The sequence below is a fragment of the Pseudomonas sp. LABIM340 genome (genome assembly GCF_040017195.2).
Classification (GTDB): domain Bacteria; phylum Pseudomonadota; class Gammaproteobacteria; order Pseudomonadales; family Pseudomonadaceae; genus Pseudomonas.
The window spans coordinates 3,888,185-3,904,961 of sequence record NZ_CM200227.1 but is presented as its reverse complement, the minus strand read 5'-3'; the positions used below and the strand labels follow the sequence as shown (position 1 = coordinate 3,904,961).

Genomic DNA, 16,777 nt, shown 5'->3' with positions numbered 1-16,777 from the left:
GGTGCGGCTTTGCGTGTGTGCTCTCAGGGAGGAGGCCATATGTTCAGGCATTGGTTCGCGTCGTCGGTCGTTCGCAAGCATCAGTCCGGCGCCATGCGCTCCCCACTGGCCCTGAGCCTCGAGGCCAGGATGATGTTCGACGGCGCGGTCGCCGCCACCGTCGCGGATACCGCCGCCAGCCAGAGCGCCGATCATCCCGCCGCCCAGGACAAGACACCCACCGACTCGTCCGCCCACGACACCCTCGCTGCAGCCCCCACTGCTTCCTCCGACCAGCGCCATGAAGTGGTGTTCGTCGACAGCAAGGTCGCCAACTACCAGCAGCTGGTCGCCAGCCTGAAGCCGGGCACCGAAGTGGTGGTGCTCGACGGCAACAAGGACGGCCTGCAGCAGATCGCCCAGTACCTCAACGGCCGCACCGGCATCGACGCCATCCATATCCTCAGCCACGGCGAAGAGGGTGAGGTGCATCTGGGCAACACCGTGCTCAGCGCCGACAACCTGGCCAGCAAGGCCTCGCAACTGTCCGCCATCGGCGACAGCCTGGATGCCGACGGCGACATCCTTCTATACGGCTGCGACGTGGCCAAGGGCTCCGGCGAAGTGCTGCTTCAGCAGCTATCGGCGCTCACCCGCGCCGACGTGGCTGCCTCCACCGATCGCACCGGCGCCGCGGCCCTGGGCGGCAACTGGACGCTGGAAGCCCACACCGGCAGCATCGAGACGCAGCGCCCCTGGGCTTCCGACAGCGGCCCCGATTATGCCGACCTGCTGGCGCTACCCTCGGCAAACCAGTCCCTGGGCGACACCTACTGGACCAACAACACCGGCGGCAACACGGTGGATGGCTTCACCCTCAGTGAATCCACGGGGGCGGTGCGGGAGAGCTCGCCGGACTCGATCTATTTCAGCACGAGCTCCGTGGCTGACGGGGACAGCAACTACTACTACCAGCTGACCTGGACCGCGGATAACGTCGATCTTGGCAAGTTCGACCTGGACGGCCTGGTGATCCAGTCCTTCGGCGGCAACTACCGGCTGGACGTCAGCGCGATTTCCGGGGGCGCGACGGTTACCCAGTCGTTCACCTTCTCGGGTGCACAGGGGCCGCTGACCGTCAACATCGACAGTTCACTGTTCAACGACATCAGCGGTTTTACTCTGCGTGTCACCCAGCTCAACGGCTCTAAATCGGTTGGCAACATGGACCTGCAGCAGGTCCTGCTCACCGATCTGAAGGGACCCAACGCCGACCCTGTGCTCGGCGGGCTCAATGGCAAGACCGCGAGCTTCACCGAGGACAGCGGGCCGACGCTGATCGATGCGGCGGGCCTGGCCACGGTGAGCGACAGCGACTCGGCGAACTTCGATGGCGGTCAGTTGCGCGTGGCGATCACCTCCGGCCAGCAATCGCTGGAGGACGTCCTGGGCATCCGCAATCAGGGGACCGCTGCCGGCCAGATCGGCGTCTCCGGCGCCAACATCTCCTACGGCGGAGTGCTCATCGGTACTTACACGGGGGGCATCGGCGGCAGCAACCTGGTGGTGACCTTCAACTCCGCTGCCACCGCGGCGGCAGCCCAGGCGCTGGTGCGTAACCTGACCTACGTGAACAGCAACGGGCTCGACCCCAACACCGCAACGCGCACCATCAGCGTGACTGTCTCCGATGGCGATGGCGGCACCAGTGCAGCATCGAACGTCACCCTCAGTGTGATCGCCACCAACGACGCCCCGATGCTCGCGCCGGCCAACAACGTCATCGGCTATACCGAGAACGCAGCCGCAGTGGCGCTGAGCCCCACGCTGACCCTGGTGGACGACGGCAGCAGCTTCCAGAAGGCCACGGTCACCATCAGCGATCTGCGCATCGGCGATTCCCTCAGCGTCGGCAGCCCGGGCGCTTTCGCCACCAGCTACAACAGCTCCACCGGCGTCCTTACCATCACCGGGGGCGGCAATGCCGCCGCGTTGCAGGCCGTCCTGCGCTCGGTGAGTTTCTCCTCCAGCTCGGATGACCCGACCTTCGGGGGTTCCGATACCACCCGGCAGATCAATTTCGTGGTCACCGACAGCGCTGGCGCCGACTCCAACAGCGCCGTCGTCCAGGTGGCGATCACCGCCGTCAACGACGCGCCGACCCTGTCCGGCGGCCCTTACACCTGGGTGGGTACCAACGAAGACACCAGCTCCCAGGCCGTCACGGTCAGCAGCCTGCTGGGCGGCGTTACCTACGCCGACGTCGATGGCCCCGCCGGCGGAATCGCCCTGACGGCCAGCACCGGCAGCAGCGTCTGGCAGTACTCCACCGATGGCGTGACCTGGACCGATGTCGGCGCGGTGTCCAATGGCAGCGCGCTGCTGCTGTCGGGCAGTACCCTGCTTCGCTATGTGCCCGATGGCAAAAACGGTGGGACGGCCACACTGACTTTCCGCGCCTGGGACCAGTCCTTCGGCATCGCCTCCCTCAACGGCATTCGCTCCACCTCCGATACCAGCTCCAACGGCGGCAGCACGGCGTTCTCGACGGGCATCGCGCAGGCAACGATCAGCGTCAGCAGCGTCAACGATGCGCCCGTGTTGAGCCCCTCCAGCCCGGTGCTCAACGGGCTGACCGACGGTGACGTGAACAACGTCGGACAGGCGGTTTCCAGCCTCATCACCGGTCAGGTCAGCGACGTGGACACGGGCGCGGTGCAGGGCATTGCCATCACCGGCCTGAACTCCGGCGTCGGTGGCACCTGGCAGTTCAGCCTGGACAGCGGCGCCAGCTGGCAGGACGTCGGTACGGTTTCCACGGCTTCGGCGCTGCTGCTGCGCAGCAGTGACCGGGTGCGCTTCGTGCCCGACGGCGTCAATGGCACCACTGCCAGCTTCACCTTCAAGGCCTGGGACCAGAGCGGCATCACCACCGGCCAGCAGGGGTTCAAGCTCGATGCTTCCAGCAGCGGCGGCACCACGCCGTTCTCCACTGCCAGCGATACCGCCAGCGTCACCGTCATCGCGATCAACGACGCTCCGGTGGTCGCCGGCAGTGGCGGCAGCGCGGCTTTCGTCGAAGGGGCAGACGTGGCCTCCACGCCGGTGGTGGTCGACAGTGGCCTCACCGTGTCGGACAACGATTCGCCGCTGCTCTACAGCGCCTCGGTGAAGATCACTGGCAATCTGCGGCCCTCCGAAGATGTGCTCGGTTTCACCAACGATCCTGCCACCATGGGCGACATCAGCGGCAGCTACAACGCCGGCACTGGCACACTGACCCTCACTTCCGCCAGTGGCGCCAGCGCCGCCCAGTGGCAGGCAGCGCTGCGCTCGGTGACCTACAGCAACAGCTCGGACAACCCGGACACCACCACGCGGAGTGTCAGCTTCAGAGTGAGCGACGGCCAGCTCGAGAGCGTCGACGCCACCCGCAACGTGACCGTGACGGCCGCCAACGATTCCCCTCAGCTCAGCCTGCCCGGCGTGATCAGTCTCAGCGAAGACGCTACCGGGACCATTACCGGCATCGTTGTCTCCGACGTCGACGCGGGTACCGGCAACGTTCAGGTCACCTTCACGCTGCCGGCCAACAGCGGCATCCTGTTCGCGACCGTCAGCGGAAACATCGCGGTTGACACGGGGCTCAACACCATCTCCCTCACCGGCAAGGTCGCGGACATCAACGCCTACATCGCCGGGATGAACCTCTTCTACTCGCCGAACGCGAACTTCAACGGCAACGTCACCCTCGGTGTCAGTATCACTGACCTGGGCAACAGCGGTGGCCCGGCGAAGACCGACAGCGGCAGCCTGACCCTGCAGGTCGACGCGGTGAACGATGCGCCGAACACCCCCGTGGTGCCGTTGTTGCCGGTGAGCGGCAGCGAGGACGTTCCCCTGGTGCTGAATGGCATCAGCTTCAGTGACATCGATGCCGGATCGGGTGTGGTCCAGGCGACCTTCAGTGTCGCCCCGGGCAGCGGCACCTTCAGTGCCCTGGCGGGCGCCGGCGTAACGCTGACAGGCTCGGGCACCAACCGGCTGGTGCTCAGCGGCAGCCTCAGCGATATCAACGCCTTCATCGCCGGCAGCCAGGTGAGCTACCTGTCGGCGGCCAACGCTTCGGGCATCGTCATCGTGACGGTCAGCCTCGATGACCGCGGCAATACCGGCACGGGCGGCGCCAAGGTTTCATCGGCCACCTTCAACCTGGACATCAGCCCGGTGAACGACGCTCCGGTGAACAGCGTGCCGGGTGCCCAGACGGTGCTCTCGAACGAAACGCTGGTCTTCAGCGCCGGCAATGGCAACGCGATCTCCATCTCGGACGTGGATGTCGCGGGTGGGAACCTGCGCGTGACGCTCGTCGGCATCAACGGGCTGATCACCCTGGGCAGCATCTCGGGCCTGTCGTTCCTGGCCGGTGATGGCACAGTCGATGCCATCATGACTTTCGATGGCTCCCTCGCCGACATCAACAATGCGCTGGCAGGGCTGAGCTTCACCCCAATGGCCGGCTACCACGGTGCGGCTTCGCTGCAGATCATCACCAATGACCAGGGGCAGTCCGGCTCCGGTGGCCAGCAGACCGATACCGATATCATCTCGATCAACGTCGAGCAGCCCAACCCGCGTATCGTCGGCGTCAGTGCCGGCACCCCGGATGGCACCTACAAGGTCGGTGATCAGATTCTGGTCCTCGTCGAGTTCGACCAGAGCGTCAGCGTCGACACCACCTCCGGCAGGCCGAGCCTGCTGCTGGAAACCGGCACCATCGACCGCACCGCCCAGTACCTGAGCGGCGGCGGCAGCAACATCCTGTCGTTCCTCTATACCGTGCAGGCCGGCGATCAGAGTGCGGACCTCAACATTGCCGGCGCCGGCGCGCTGTCGCTCAACGGCGCGAGGATCTTCAACGCGCGCCTGGACGATGCCTTCAGCGACCTGCCGGACCCGGCCAGCATCGACAGCCTGGCCAGTCGCGCCAACCTGGTGATCGACGGCGTGGCGCCTGTCGTCAACAGTGTCACGGTGCCGGCCAACGGCACCTACGTGGCGGGGCAGAATCTCGATTTCGTCGTCAACTTCAGCGAGAACGTGATCGTCGACACCAGTGGTGGCACGCCGAGCATCGCCGTGACCCTGGATGGTGGCGGCACTGTCCTGGCCCAATACGTCAGTGGCAGCGGCGGCACGGCCCTGCTGTTCCGCCTGGTGGTATCCAGCGGTCAGTTCGACAGCAACGGCATCAGCCTTGGCTCGTCCATCCAGACCGGCGGCGCCACCCTGCGTGACAGCGCCGGCAACGACATCAACACAGGCCTGAACAGCGTGGCGAGCACCACCGGTGTGCTGGTCGATGCCGTAGTGCCCACGGTCAGCAGTGTCAGCGTGCTGGCCGGCGCTGCCTACAATGCCGGCGACACCCTGACCTTCGTGGTCAACACCAGCGAAGCCGTGCTGGTCAACGGCAGCCCGCGGTTGGCCCTGGACATCGGCGGCAGCACGGTATTCGCCGACCTGGTCGCCGGTTCCGGCACCTCGACCCTGGTGTTCCAGTACACCGTCCAGGCCGGTGACAACGACGCCGACGGTATCAGCGTGAATGGTCTCTCCGCCAACGGCGCCACCCTGCGCGATGCCGTCGGCAACAACATGAACCTGACGCTCAATAATGTGGGTGCCACCTCCGGCGTGATCGTCGACACCGTGGCACCGACACCCAGCGCCATCGTCACCCTCGACCCGTCGCCGACCAATGCCGGCAGCGTGCGCTACACCGTGACCTTCAGCGAAGGCGTCAGTGGCGTCGACCTGAGTGACTTCGCGCTGGTCGGCACTGGCACCGCCGCGGGCAGCCTGAGCGGCCTGCAGCAGATCGACGCGCGCACCTACCAGATCACTGTCAGCGGCGTTTCCGGTACCGGCACCCTGGGCCTGAACCTCAACGGCAGCGGCACCGGCATCCTCGACGCGGCAGGCAACCCGCTCAGCGGAGGGCTGACCGGCGCGGTGTACAGTGTCGACCGCGATGCCCCGACCGTTACTGCGGTCAGCGTGCCTGCGGGGAGTCTCAACAATGCGGGCGATATCCTCGACTTCGTGGTTCAGACCAGCGAAGCCGTGGTGGTCGACGGCTCGCCGAAGCTGGCCATCGACATGGGCGGGCGCACCGTCTACGCCGATTACGTCAGCGGTTCGGGCAGCAACAGCCTGGTGTTCCGCTACACCGTTCAAGCTGGCGACAACGACGCCGACGGCATCCAGGTCAGTGGGCTTTCCGCCAACGGCGGCTCCCTGCGCGACGCCACCGGCAACGCGCTGAATCCTTCGCTGAACGGCATCGGTGACAGTCATGGCGTGCTGGTCGATACCCGTGCGCCCACCGCCACCGGGGTGGTGCGGCTGGACCCGTCGCCCACCGGCGCAAGCACGGTGAACTTCCTGGTGACCTTCGACGAGGACGTCAGCGGCGTCGATGCCGGCGACTTCTCCCTGGTGACCAGCAACTCCGCCAGCGGCAGCATTCTCTCCGTCGTGCAACTGGATGCTCGCATCTACCGCGTGACCGTCGGCAGCGTGAGCGGGCAGGGCAGCCTGGGCCTGTCGGTCAACGCCGGCGGCATCAGCGACGCGGCCGGCAACGCGCTGGCCAATTCCCTGCGCGGTGACAGCTATGTGATCGGCTCGCTGTCCGATGGCGATCCGGAGTTCCGGATCACCACGCCGGGTACGCCGCCGCTGCCATCGATCACGCCATTGCAACCCAACGTGCCGGTGGTCGTCACGCCGCAGGGCACCTCGCCGGTGCTGCCGCCGTCGCTGTTCCCGAGCGAGGGGGCGGGTGGACTGCCGCCGCTGGGCAATATCTTCGTGCACAACGGCGCGCCGTCGCAGAGCTTCATTGCCCAGGCCTTTGGCAGTTCGTCGTTCGGCGACGGCAGCGGCAAGGGCTTCCTCGGTTTCGGCGGCGGCGACGCTGGGGTATTCGGCAGCAGCACGCTGGCCGGCATTTTCGATAGCGCCGGTAGCGACGACAACTCGCCGCTGAAGGCTTTCGATCGTCGCAGCGGCGACATCGACCAGGGTATCCGCGGCATCTTCGGTGCGCCGAGCCTGGCGCAGCAACTGCAGCAGATCCAGGAGTCCGAACAACAACCATTGCGTGAGCTGGCCTGGGCGCTGGGGCAAGTAGCCCAGGACCGCGACGCATCCTGATCACCACATCGCCAAGTAGAAGAAACACAAGAACGAAGCCGTAACGAGGGGGACGGCCAGGGATGAAAAAACACACGACTTTGCTAGGGATCAGCTTGTTGGCGCTTGCCGTGTCCGGCTGCGCTGTCACCACGCAACCCATCGACCGCAGCGTCAGCGAGCAACGCGCTCGCGACGACCTGCAGGCGATGTTCAAGGATCAGGAACCGCTCAGCGGTCCGCTGACCCTGCACGAGGCCATGGCCCGCGCGGTCAAGTACAACCTCGAGTCGCGCCTGAAGGTGATGGAGGAGGCTCTGTCGCGGCGGCAGCTCGACCTCGCCACCTTCGACATGCTGCCGCGCATGGCGCTCGAGGCGGGTTACGCCGGGCGCAACAACCAGAGCGCTTCCAGCAGCCAGAGCGTGCTCACCAACACCCAGTCGCTGGAACCTTCCACCTCGCAGGACCGCGACCGTGACGTCGCCGACCTGACCATGGTGTGGAACGTGCTGGACTTCGGCGTCAGCTATGTCAGCGCCAAGCAGCAGGCCGACCAGCGCCTGATCGTCCAGGAACGTCGGCGCAAGGTGGTGCAGACCATCATCCAGGACGTGCGCTCGGCTTACTGGCGCGCGGTCGCCGCGCAACGTCTTCTCGATCGCATCGACGCGCTGATGGCGCGGGTTGACGGCGCGCGCAAGGACAGTCAGCAGATGAGCCAGCAGCGCATCGGCGACCCGGTCCAGGCGCTGGGCTACCAGCGCGCCCTGATCGAGGCCAGCCGCCAGCTGGAAGAACAGCGCCGCGCGCTGTCGCTGGCCAAGACCGAACTCGCCACCCTGATCAACCTGCCGCTGGGCACCGAGCTGACCCTCGCCGCGCCGGAAGGCTACGACGTGCCGGAGCTGAAGGTTGGCCTCGAGCAACTGGAGCAGCAGGCCCTGGCCAGCCGCCCGGAACTGCGCGAGCAGGACTACCAGGCACGGATCAGCGCTGCGGAAACCCGCAAGGCCATGCTGCGTCTGCTGCCGGGCCTGGAATTCTCCGCTGGCGGGCATTACGACTCCAACAGCTTCCTGGTCAACAACCGCTGGGCCGACTATGGCGTGAAAGTCACCTGGAACCTGTTCAACGTCCTGTCCGCCCCGGCGGCCATTGACGTTGCGAAGGCGGGCGAGGACGTCAACGTGGCGCGCCGGCAGGCCATGTCGATGGCCGTCCTGGCGCAGCTCTACGTGGCTAACGCCAACTACAACGAGGCGCGCCGCCAGTTCGTCACCACCCAGGAGCTGGCCAGTCTGGATACCCAGATCGTCGGCCAGCTGCGCAACCGCCACCAGGCGCAGGGCATCGGTGAGCTGGACCTGATCCAGGGCGAGCTCAATGCCCTGCAGGCTGACCTGCGCCGCGACCTGGCCTACGCCGAACTGCGCAACAGCTATGGCCAGGTGTTCGCTTCGGCCGGCGTCGATCCGCTGCCCAGCAACGCCCCCGATACCAAGCTGACCACCCTGGCCAATGGCCTTGCCGAGAAAGAGCGCCAGCTCGACAGCGGCGACGTGCAGTAATCGCCTTCGGCGTGCCAGTGCCGGAGGGTTACTGGCACGCCGAGGGCTTTACTCCCGTTGCGAGCTTGCCGGCCATCCCTGCGGACGCGCTCAACCCGCTGCCTTGCAATCCTCGGCCTGACGCTTTGGCGCAGGCTGGGGAGCCGCCCTGGCCCCGGACAACCGCGAAACCCCGAAAAGCACCAGCGCCAGTCCGGCAATCTGGTAGACCGTGATCGCCTCGCCCAGCAGTGCCCAGGATGCGAACACGGTCAGCACCGGGCCGAGGTTGCCGAACGCGGCAGCATGGGTGGCGCCCATGCGCTGGATCGCCAGCGCCATCCAGTAGATCGGCAGCACGGTGGAAATCAGCGCCATCAGGGAACCGTGGACCCACACCGCGCCGGGCAGTACCGCCAGTTGCTGCACGTCGCCGCTCACCGCGTAGTGGATCAGCACCATCACCGATGAAGCGCCGCCGGCCAGCCCGGCCAGTCGCATCGAGCCCACGCGCCGCACCACGGCGGCTGTGCCCATGTAGTAGAGGGCATAGGTCACGGCGCTGGCGAATACCCAGAGGGCGCCCAGCAGGATCTGTCCGTCGCCGCCTTCCACGCGAATGTCATGCACCAGCGCGATGCCCAGGCCCAGGTAGCACAAGCCCATGGCCACCAGGGTGCGGGAGTCGGGGCGCTCGCGGTTCACGGCCATCTGCAGGAGCAGCACCAGGGTCGGGTAAGTGAACAGGATCAGCCGTTCCAGCCCGGCGCTGATGTACTGCAGGCCGTAGAAGTCGAACAGGCTGGACAGGTAGTAGCCGAACAGCCCGAGCAGCAGGGTGCGCACGCCATCGGTCAGCGTCAGGCGAGCCTGTTCCGGGCTACGGCTCAGCCAGATCAGCCAGAGGAACAGTGGCAGCGCGAGGCCCATGCGGATGGCCAGCACCGTCACCGCATCCACCGGCGCGGCAGCGTAGGAGAGTTTCACGAAGACCGCCTTGAGGCTGAAGCCGGTGGCGGACAGCACGGCGAAGAACACGCCGTTGCGCAGGCTGCGCTGGTAGAGGGAGGTCAGACTATTCATGGCGGCACGGGTGCTAGGCAGAAGAAAGGCTTTATTCTAGAGAGAAGGCAATTCCACTAGAATCGCAACTTGGCGAACGTGGCTTTCGAATTTGGAGAACGCTTCATGCATTTCGACCTTGCCGATCTGCGCCTGATCGCGGCCATCGCCAGCACCGGCAGCCTGAGCAAGGCGGCGGCGTCGGTACCGGTGGCGGTCTCGGCGGCGAGCAACCGCCTGCGCCTGTTCGAGGAACGCTGCGGGCTCTCCCTGTTCGCCCGGCACAGCGACGGCATGACCCTCACGCCAACCGGCCGCTTGGTGCTGGAGGCCAGCCAGCGCGTACTGAAGGAGGCCCGACAGCTCAGGGACACCCTGCAGGAGCTGAGCGGAGAGCGGCGCATCACCCTGCGCCTGGCGGCTTCCACGGTGGCCAACAGCACGTTCCTGCCTACCGCGCTCGGTCCGTTCCTGGCGGATTACCCGGAAGTGGACCTGCAACTGACTGAGCAGAACAGCAAGGATGTGCTGCGCTCCGTGCAGGAAGGGCAGATCGACATCGGCGTCTACGACGGCAACCTGCCCACCGCCGGCCTGCTGTCGCTGCCGTTCCGCAACGACAAGCTGGTACTGCTGGTGCCGCAGGATCATCCGCTGGCCAGCCAGCAGCTGCCGAGCCTGCGCGATGCGCTGAGCTACCCCTTCGTCTGCTTGCCGGCCGAGCGCGCCATGCAGCGTTTCGTCGAGGCGATGGCGGTGCGCAACGCCATGCCGCTCAAGGTGCGGGTGCGCGCGCCGAGTTTCGATGCCATTGCCCAACTGGTCGCCCAGCGTGTGGGCGTGGCCATGCTCCCGGAGGCGGCTGCTACACGCATGGCTCAGGAGCTGCCGGCGGTGGTGGTGCCTCTCGCCGACGCCTGGGCCACCCGCGAACTGCGCATCTGCGTCGCCGACTGGGATGCGCTGTCGTCCCACGCGCGGCAGCTGGTGACTTACCTGATGAACGAGGGCGCCGCCGCTCGCTGAAAGGTGGCAGGGGAGTGCGGAGCGGCCAGTCTGGGCAGTGCTGATATCTGGCCGCACGGCTTCATGCGGTGGTGTTCACCGAAGTGCCGCTGGTGCTGCTGCCCGAGTCGGTCAGGGCTTCGGAGTAGGCCGCGGTGGCCGCCGCTACCGCCGCCGAGGCGGACGAAACGCGGGCCTGAGCGGCCTGCGCGGCGATCTGCTGGGCCTGCTTCTCTTCCTCGGTCTGGCCACCGCCCTGGCTGGCCTTGGCCAGTTCCTGCTCGGCCTCTTCCAGTTCCTTCTGCGCCTGCTCCATGGCCTGCTTGAGTTTCTCCAGGGTGGTGTCGGAACTGCTGTCGGAGCTGCCGCTCGCTCCGCCGGCAGCGCCGCCGGCCGCTCCGCCAGCAGCCTGAGTGGAAGAGCTGGCCGTGGTCTGGGAAGTGCTGGTGGCATCGCTGGTGGCGCTGTCCTCGCTGCTCGCGGCAGAGGTCGAGGCGGCCGCAGTCGAGGCGGTGGAGTAGCGAACGTTGGTGGCGCTGACGGCGCTGATGGTAGTCATGGACGGGCTCCCGCTGAGGATGGTTATCCGCAATGGCGGCCGCCAGGGAGAGAAATTTAGATCGGTTTGTTATCGACTTGGTATCGGGCCTGGTACTTCGGGCGCGCCGCCTCAGTTCTGCTCCACCAGCCGGGGCGCCTGCGAGCCCTCCAGGGCCAGGTGAATCACGCCGGCGCGGCTGGGGAAGTTGGGCGAGTCGTCATCGGTGTTTTCCATCACCGGGACGTCGATCAGGGTGCGCTTGCCCGCCGGGTCAGCGATCAGCCGGGCGTCCAGCTTCTCGACCGAACGCCAGCCACCGCCGCCGATCTGCATCGCATCCAGCAGGCTGTAATGCTCCTGGCCTTCTTCATTGGGCGTGGAGGAAAAGACGGCGAGGTACTGGCTGTAGTTGTTGCCCATGTCGAAGCCTTCGATGGTGAATACCGCCAGGGTGATCTCGGTGTCCTGGCCGGTCTTCAAGGTCTGCACATGGGTGGCTTCGGGGTAGCCGGTGGCGAAGCTGTCCTTGTACAGCTCCACCAGGCGGCTGACCTGTTCTTCCAGGGGTTTGGGCACCGGCGGCTGATCGGCGGCGTGGGCGAGGGTACAGGCAAGCAGCAGGCTGGCGGGCAGCAGGTGCAGTTTCACGGAGAAGGTCATCCTTGACTGGGGTGGGCGCGGTCCGGTCAGCATCGTGGATGCTGACCTTCGCGGGATTACTGCTTGAGGCCGGGAATAGCGTTCTTCGCTACCCAGTCACCCACCGCCGAGCAGGAGTAGGTGTTGGAGTAGTCGTAGAACTGCTGGGCAAGGGAGCTGGCCTCGTAGGTGCCGCACTGGTAGACCGACGTGCCCTTCTGCAGGATCAGGAAATGGATCTGGGTGACGCGGCCCGGCGCCACGTAGGCGGCCTTCACTTCGTAGCCGCTGCGCAGCAGTTCTGTCACCCTGACCTCTTCGGCAGACGCCTGTGAGCCGATGGCCAGGAGGCCGAGCAGCGCAAAGACGGCTTTCGCCAGATAGTTCAGGTTAGCCATGGTTTTGTCTCGTCCTTGAGGGGGCCTGGGCTCAGGCTTCCGGCTTCAGTGCGATGCCGCCGCAATTGCCGCGGGTCAGCAGGTAGTCCACCTGCCGGGCGCGGTTGATGGCGACGCGGATTTCGCAGCTGGCCGAATGGACCACATCGCCCCAGTACTCCGTGTGCACCAGTTGGCCGTTCTGCGGACCGGTGTAGGTGCCGAGCGCTTCACGAGAGACGTAGGAGGTGTCGCGGCGGTAGATCAGCACGACCCAGTCGTTCTCCGGCGCCAGGCCGATATCGCTGGGCGCGCCGAAGTGGTCGATGGCGTCGCCGGCCGGGCGGCCCTTCCAGTAGCTGCGGGCCTGCGCTTCGGGCAGGGTGGGAATGGCGGAGCAGCCGCCGAGCAGGATGGCGATCATCCCCAGTGCGAGTAGTCTTTTCATTGCACGCCCTCCTTGGCCGGTGCGTTCTTCACGGGCATCTGCTCGAAGCCCTTGTCCACCATTTCCAGGATCAGGTTCTTGGCGTGCTCGCGGTTGCGCAGCTGGAACAGGCCTGGAGCGGCGGAGACCAGTTGCAGCATCGGCATCTTGCCCAGCGGGTACATCTTCTGTTCCACGTGGGCGTCCGGCTTGCAGAGGAAGTCACGGCTCTGGGCGATCCACGCCTCGGGCTTCTTCTGCCATTCCTTGGAGACCTTCTTCGGACGGATGTCGTTGTAGAACTTGTCGTAGTTCTGCGCGCCATTGAGGCGCACGCGGTTCTTCGCGCAGTCGACCTCGACGTCATAGGCGGTAAAGGTCGGCTTGGCGCCTTCCTCGTAGAACTCGTAGACACCCAGCGAGCGCACGCCGTTCTTGCGGTCGTAGATGTTGGCGGGGTCGCCATCGATGACGAAGATTTCGTTCTTGTAGAGGCTGCCCTGCTGGTGAATCAGCCAGAAATCGCCAGAAGGGCCTTCCGCTTGCGCGGCGAGCGGGCTGCAAAGCAGCAGGGCAGGCAGCCAGGGCCTGAGGGGCTTGAGCATGACGGACATTCCTTTGCCGTTGTGATCGCCTGAGCGCAGCGCACCCCGGCGAAAGAAGGGTAGGAAACTAGAGGCGCAGGTATTGATGGTCAACCTGCTTGTAGGATTTTTGTGACAGACGGCAGTGAAGTTTTTTGCGGCGAGGAGGGAACGGAAGAGCGCCTGTTGGCGCTCTTCGCGGGCATGGCCCGCTCCTGCAGGGGAGGCCTGCCCGTCAGGGTGAGATGAACTGGCGAATCGCCTGGATCGTCTGGGTCGGCGCCTCTTCCATCAGCCAGTGACCCGCACCCGGCACTACCACTTCGGTGACGTTGTCGGCGGCATTGCGCATGACGATGGCTTCATTGGCGCCGAAGGATTTCTCACCGCCGACGGCCAGCACCGGCATCGTCAGCTTGGTCTTGCTCGACGCCTCGTTGTCCACGGCATCCTGGCGAATGCTGCGGAACTGGGAGAAGGCCGCATGCATCGCACCGGGGCGGGCATAGAGCTTGGCGTAGTGCTGCCGGGTGGCTTCGTCGACCTTGTGCGGGTCGCCGGCGAACTCGTTCCAGAAGCGGTCCAGGTAGATGCGCTCGCGCCCGGCTACCAGGCGTTCCATGTCGGCGCCGCCGAAGTCGAAGTGCCAGAGCATCGGCGAGCGGACGATGTCATTCCACGGGGGGATACCGGGCACGGGAGCGTCCATCACTACCAGGCGCTCGGTCTGCTGCGGGTAACGCGCCGCATAGGCGTAGGCGACCATGGTGCCGATGTCATGGCCGACCACCACCGAATGTTCGATGCCCAGCGACGCCAGCACCGCGCGAACGTCGCCGGCCTGGGTCTTCTTGTCGTAGCCGCCGGCAGGGATCGACGACAGGCCCATGCCGCGCAGATCCGGCACCACGACGGTGTGGTCCTTGGCCAGGTCCGTGGCCAGCGGTGCCCACATGTCGCCGGTATCGCCGAAACCATGCAGCAGCACCACCGCCGGCCCGTTGCCGCCGACGCGCACGTGGATGGTCGCGCCGTCTACGGCGACGTTCTGGGTACGAAAGGAGGAGGGGAAAGCCACCACGCCGGCCTGGGCCGGAACACTCAGGATCACCAGCAGGGATGCGGTCAGCAGGGAGCGGATCATCGTGAACTCTCCAGAGGTCGACTGGAGGAGCGTAGTCCCCTTTTAGAAGAGGGCCCTGCCGGAAATACAGCGCTGTACCGCACCGCCCACCCAGAGGGTCCCGGCAATGCTTTCGATCTGCAGTCGACCCCGGCGTCCCAGTGCGGTGCCCTGGCTGACGGTGTAGCGCTCGCTCAGGGTGCCCGCGCTGATCAGCCATTGAGCCAGTCCGGCATTCAGGCTGCCCGTGACGGGGTCCTCGTTGCATTCCTCGCCCATGAAAGCTCTGACTTCCACATCGGCTTCAGCATCCGGGCCCATCCACGAAGCAATGACGCCTACGTTCAGCCCTTGCAGTGCGGCGTAGTCGGGCCTGATGCCCAGCACTTCATCGCGACTGCGCAGCAGCACGCCGGCCCAGCCAGGACCGTTGTCGACCCACTGGCTGGCGCGTATCTGCGCCGCAGTGAGGCCGAGACCTTGTTCGATGCGATTGAGCGTCGCGGCATCCAGCGGCCCGCTGCGCAGAAGCTGCGGGGCGGAAAAAGCCAGCTGCGGACCTTGCCGGCGGACACGAATCAGGCCCGCCGGGCACTCCTGGATGATCTCGGCGAGTTCGGGGTTTTCCTGCTGATCCAGCCATACCTGACAGCTTCCCAGAGTCGGGTGGCCGGCAAAGGGCAGTTCGCGCAGCGGGGTAAAGATGCGCACGCGGTAATGCGCTTCCGGCGTTTGCGGCTTCAACAGAAAGGTGGTCTCGCTGAGTTGCGTCCACCGCGCAAACGCCTGCATCTGCTCGGTGGTCAGCTCGTCGGCATCCACTACTACGGCCAGCGCATTACCTTCGTAGGGGTGTTCGGCAAAGACATCGACCTGTTCGAACTGCAAGGCGAGCGGCATCGGATTTCCTTGGTAGGGATCGGCGGGGCACTAGTGGTCGGGCGCGAGACTAATCACTGCGCGAGAACAATGAAAGGCTGCCCAGTCAGGATGCTCTTGGCGACAGGGCGCCTGCGCCGCCAGGCAGACTTCCGAGCGTGCCCGGCCGAGCATCGGTCATGAGTGCGCGAATGACGGCGACGATGTGCAGGATGACGAGGAAGAAGAGGGGCGGCGGCGGCGCCTCGATGAGCTCGTGTTTTGCCTTGAGCAGTATCTATGCCATGGGGCCCCCTTTCTGATTGTCGGACTTTCAGACCTGTGCTCGTCGGAGGAGCCTGCCGGCTCAGTGCCCGACACCAGCCGGAAATGCCTTGCTGCCGAGCAGCACACCGTTGACGGATTGGCCGTAGTAGCCCTGATCTGAGCCGTGGAAGCGCTTGGCCGTGCTGGCGACGTTGCCGTCGAAGCGCGGGTCCTGTGGCCGTTCCTGGCTGTTCAGGTAGGCCGCCACGTCCCAGGCCTGCTGGACGTTCAGTTGCACGGACTTGCCCAGCGGCATGTTCTCGTAGATGAAGGTGGCTGCTGTGTTGACGCGATGCATGCCGGCGCCCCAGTTGTACGAATCGGCTCCCCACAACGCCGGGATCACCGGCACGTCGGCCATCTTGCGCCCTTCGCCTTGTGCGCCGTGGCAGACGGCGCAGTGCTGCGCGTAAACCTGTTCGCCTCGTTGCGGCGAGTAGGCCAGCGGTGGCTCGGGCAGGGCGGCGAAGGCGCGCCCAGGCATCCGTTCGCGTCCTTCCATCTTCACCTTGCCGGTCAACGGTCCCGGCAGCTTGAAGGATTCGTCGCGACCACCGCGTTGCAGCGCCTCATCGTTGAGCTCGGGCACAGGCTTGTCCCGCATGCCGTACATGTCCAGCAGGCCGCCCATGAGCAGCCAGTAGGAATAGGCGGAGATGGCCACCAGCTCGGGCGAGCCGAGTTCGGGGGCCTTGCCGTTCATGGAGTAGTTGAAGCAGCCCTGCACGCGTTCGGCGAAGTTGTTCACCCGATTGTCTTTCTTGCGGAAGGCCGGGTAGGCCAGGTAGGCCGCCCACAGCGGGGCGGCATAGGCCTTGGTGCCCGCGTCGAGGTGGCAGTTGGTGCAGTTCAGCTGGTTGCCGACGTAGCGCCCCTTGAGCTGCTGGGTGTTGACGATCAGCTGATAGCCGCGGCGGATCTTGTCGCCAAAGGCGCCGTCAGGGATTCTCGCAAGGTCCCGCGGGGTGAAGTAGTGGGCGTCCCTGGCCTTGGGTTGCGCGGTGATTTCTTCCATGGCGGTGCTCACTGCGTCGGCAGCATGGGCGGGCAACGCGATGCATCCTGCCAGCGACAGGTAGAACAAGGGCCTGTTCATGGGCGCTCC

Annotated in this window: 12 protein-coding genes; 3 read left to right on the top strand and 9 right to left on the bottom strand. The window is 65.8% G+C overall.

The window, feature by feature from the left end; genetic code table 11:
- Positions 1 to 93 precede the first annotated feature (93 nt).
- Positions 94 to 7,200 (top strand): DUF4347 domain-containing protein, encoded by a 7,107-nt coding sequence (locus ABKS89_RS17800; RefSeq protein WP_518300948.1) that lies wholly within the window; start codon positions 94 to 96, stop codon positions 7,198 to 7,200.
- A 62-nt stretch (positions 7,201 to 7,262) separates the two neighbouring features.
- Positions 7,263 to 8,750, top strand: coding sequence for a TolC family protein (locus ABKS89_RS17795; RefSeq protein ID WP_138214438.1), 1,488 nt, complete (start codon positions 7,263 to 7,265; stop codon positions 8,748 to 8,750).
- Between the two features lie 90 nt (positions 8,751 to 8,840).
- Here ABKS89_RS17795 and ABKS89_RS17790 read toward each other — a convergent pair whose 3' ends face one another.
- Positions 8,841 to 9,812: a DMT family transporter gene (locus tag ABKS89_RS17790; protein ID WP_348586356.1), complete on the bottom strand. Its 972-nt coding sequence runs from the start codon at positions 9,810 to 9,812 to the stop codon at positions 8,841 to 8,843.
- 105 nt (positions 9,813 to 9,917) lie between these two features.
- On the opposite strand from ABKS89_RS17790, the gene ABKS89_RS17785 reads away from it, so the two are divergent.
- Positions 9,918 to 10,817 carry a LysR family transcriptional regulator gene (locus ABKS89_RS17785; RefSeq protein ID WP_138214436.1) on the top strand — a complete coding sequence of 300 codons (900 nt, stop codon included), beginning with the start codon at positions 9,918 to 9,920 and terminating at the stop codon, positions 10,815 to 10,817.
- Positions 10,818 to 10,878: 61 nt separating this feature from the next.
- Here the strand turns inward: ABKS89_RS17785 and ABKS89_RS17780 are convergent, their stop codons facing one another.
- The 8 genes from ABKS89_RS17780 to ABKS89_RS17745 form a co-directional block, all read right to left on the bottom strand.
- Positions 10,879 to 11,355 carry a hypothetical protein gene (locus ABKS89_RS17780; protein ID WP_138214435.1) on the bottom strand — a complete coding sequence of 159 codons (477 nt, stop codon included), beginning with the start codon at positions 11,353 to 11,355 and terminating at the stop codon, positions 10,879 to 10,881.
- 111 nt (positions 11,356 to 11,466) lie between these two features.
- Positions 11,467 to 11,985 (bottom strand): hypothetical protein, encoded by a 519-nt coding sequence (locus ABKS89_RS17775; RefSeq protein ID WP_138214434.1) that lies wholly within the window; start codon positions 11,983 to 11,985, stop codon positions 11,467 to 11,469.
- Between the two features lie 68 nt (positions 11,986 to 12,053).
- Positions 12,054 to 12,374, bottom strand: coding sequence for a hypothetical protein (locus ABKS89_RS17770; protein ID WP_348586355.1), 321 nt, complete (start codon positions 12,372 to 12,374; stop codon positions 12,054 to 12,056).
- A gap of 31 nt (positions 12,375 to 12,405) precedes the next feature.
- Complete coding sequence (locus ABKS89_RS17765; protein WP_138214432.1) at positions 12,406 to 12,801, bottom strand: hypothetical protein; 396 nt, start codon at positions 12,799 to 12,801, stop codon at positions 12,406 to 12,408.
- Positions 12,798 to 13,385 (bottom strand): hypothetical protein, encoded by a 588-nt coding sequence (locus ABKS89_RS17760; RefSeq protein WP_138214431.1) that lies wholly within the window; start codon positions 13,383 to 13,385, stop codon positions 12,798 to 12,800. Before ABKS89_RS17760 ends, ABKS89_RS17765 begins: the two co-directional genes overlap by 4 nt.
- 214 nt (positions 13,386 to 13,599) lie before the next feature.
- A complete protein-coding gene (locus tag ABKS89_RS17755; protein ID WP_348586353.1) occupies positions 13,600 to 14,508 on the bottom strand; it encodes an alpha/beta fold hydrolase in 909 nt (302 codons plus the stop codon).
- A 42-nt stretch (positions 14,509 to 14,550) separates the two neighbouring features.
- Entirely contained in the window at positions 14,551 to 15,387 is an 837-nt protein-coding gene (locus tag ABKS89_RS17750) for a PhzF family protein (protein ID WP_348586351.1), read from the bottom strand.
- A 325-nt stretch (positions 15,388 to 15,712) separates the two neighbouring features.
- Positions 15,713 to 16,768, bottom strand: coding sequence for a c-type cytochrome (locus ABKS89_RS17745; protein WP_348586350.1), 1,056 nt, complete (start codon positions 16,766 to 16,768; stop codon positions 15,713 to 15,715).
- Positions 16,769 to 16,777 lie beyond the last annotated feature (9 nt).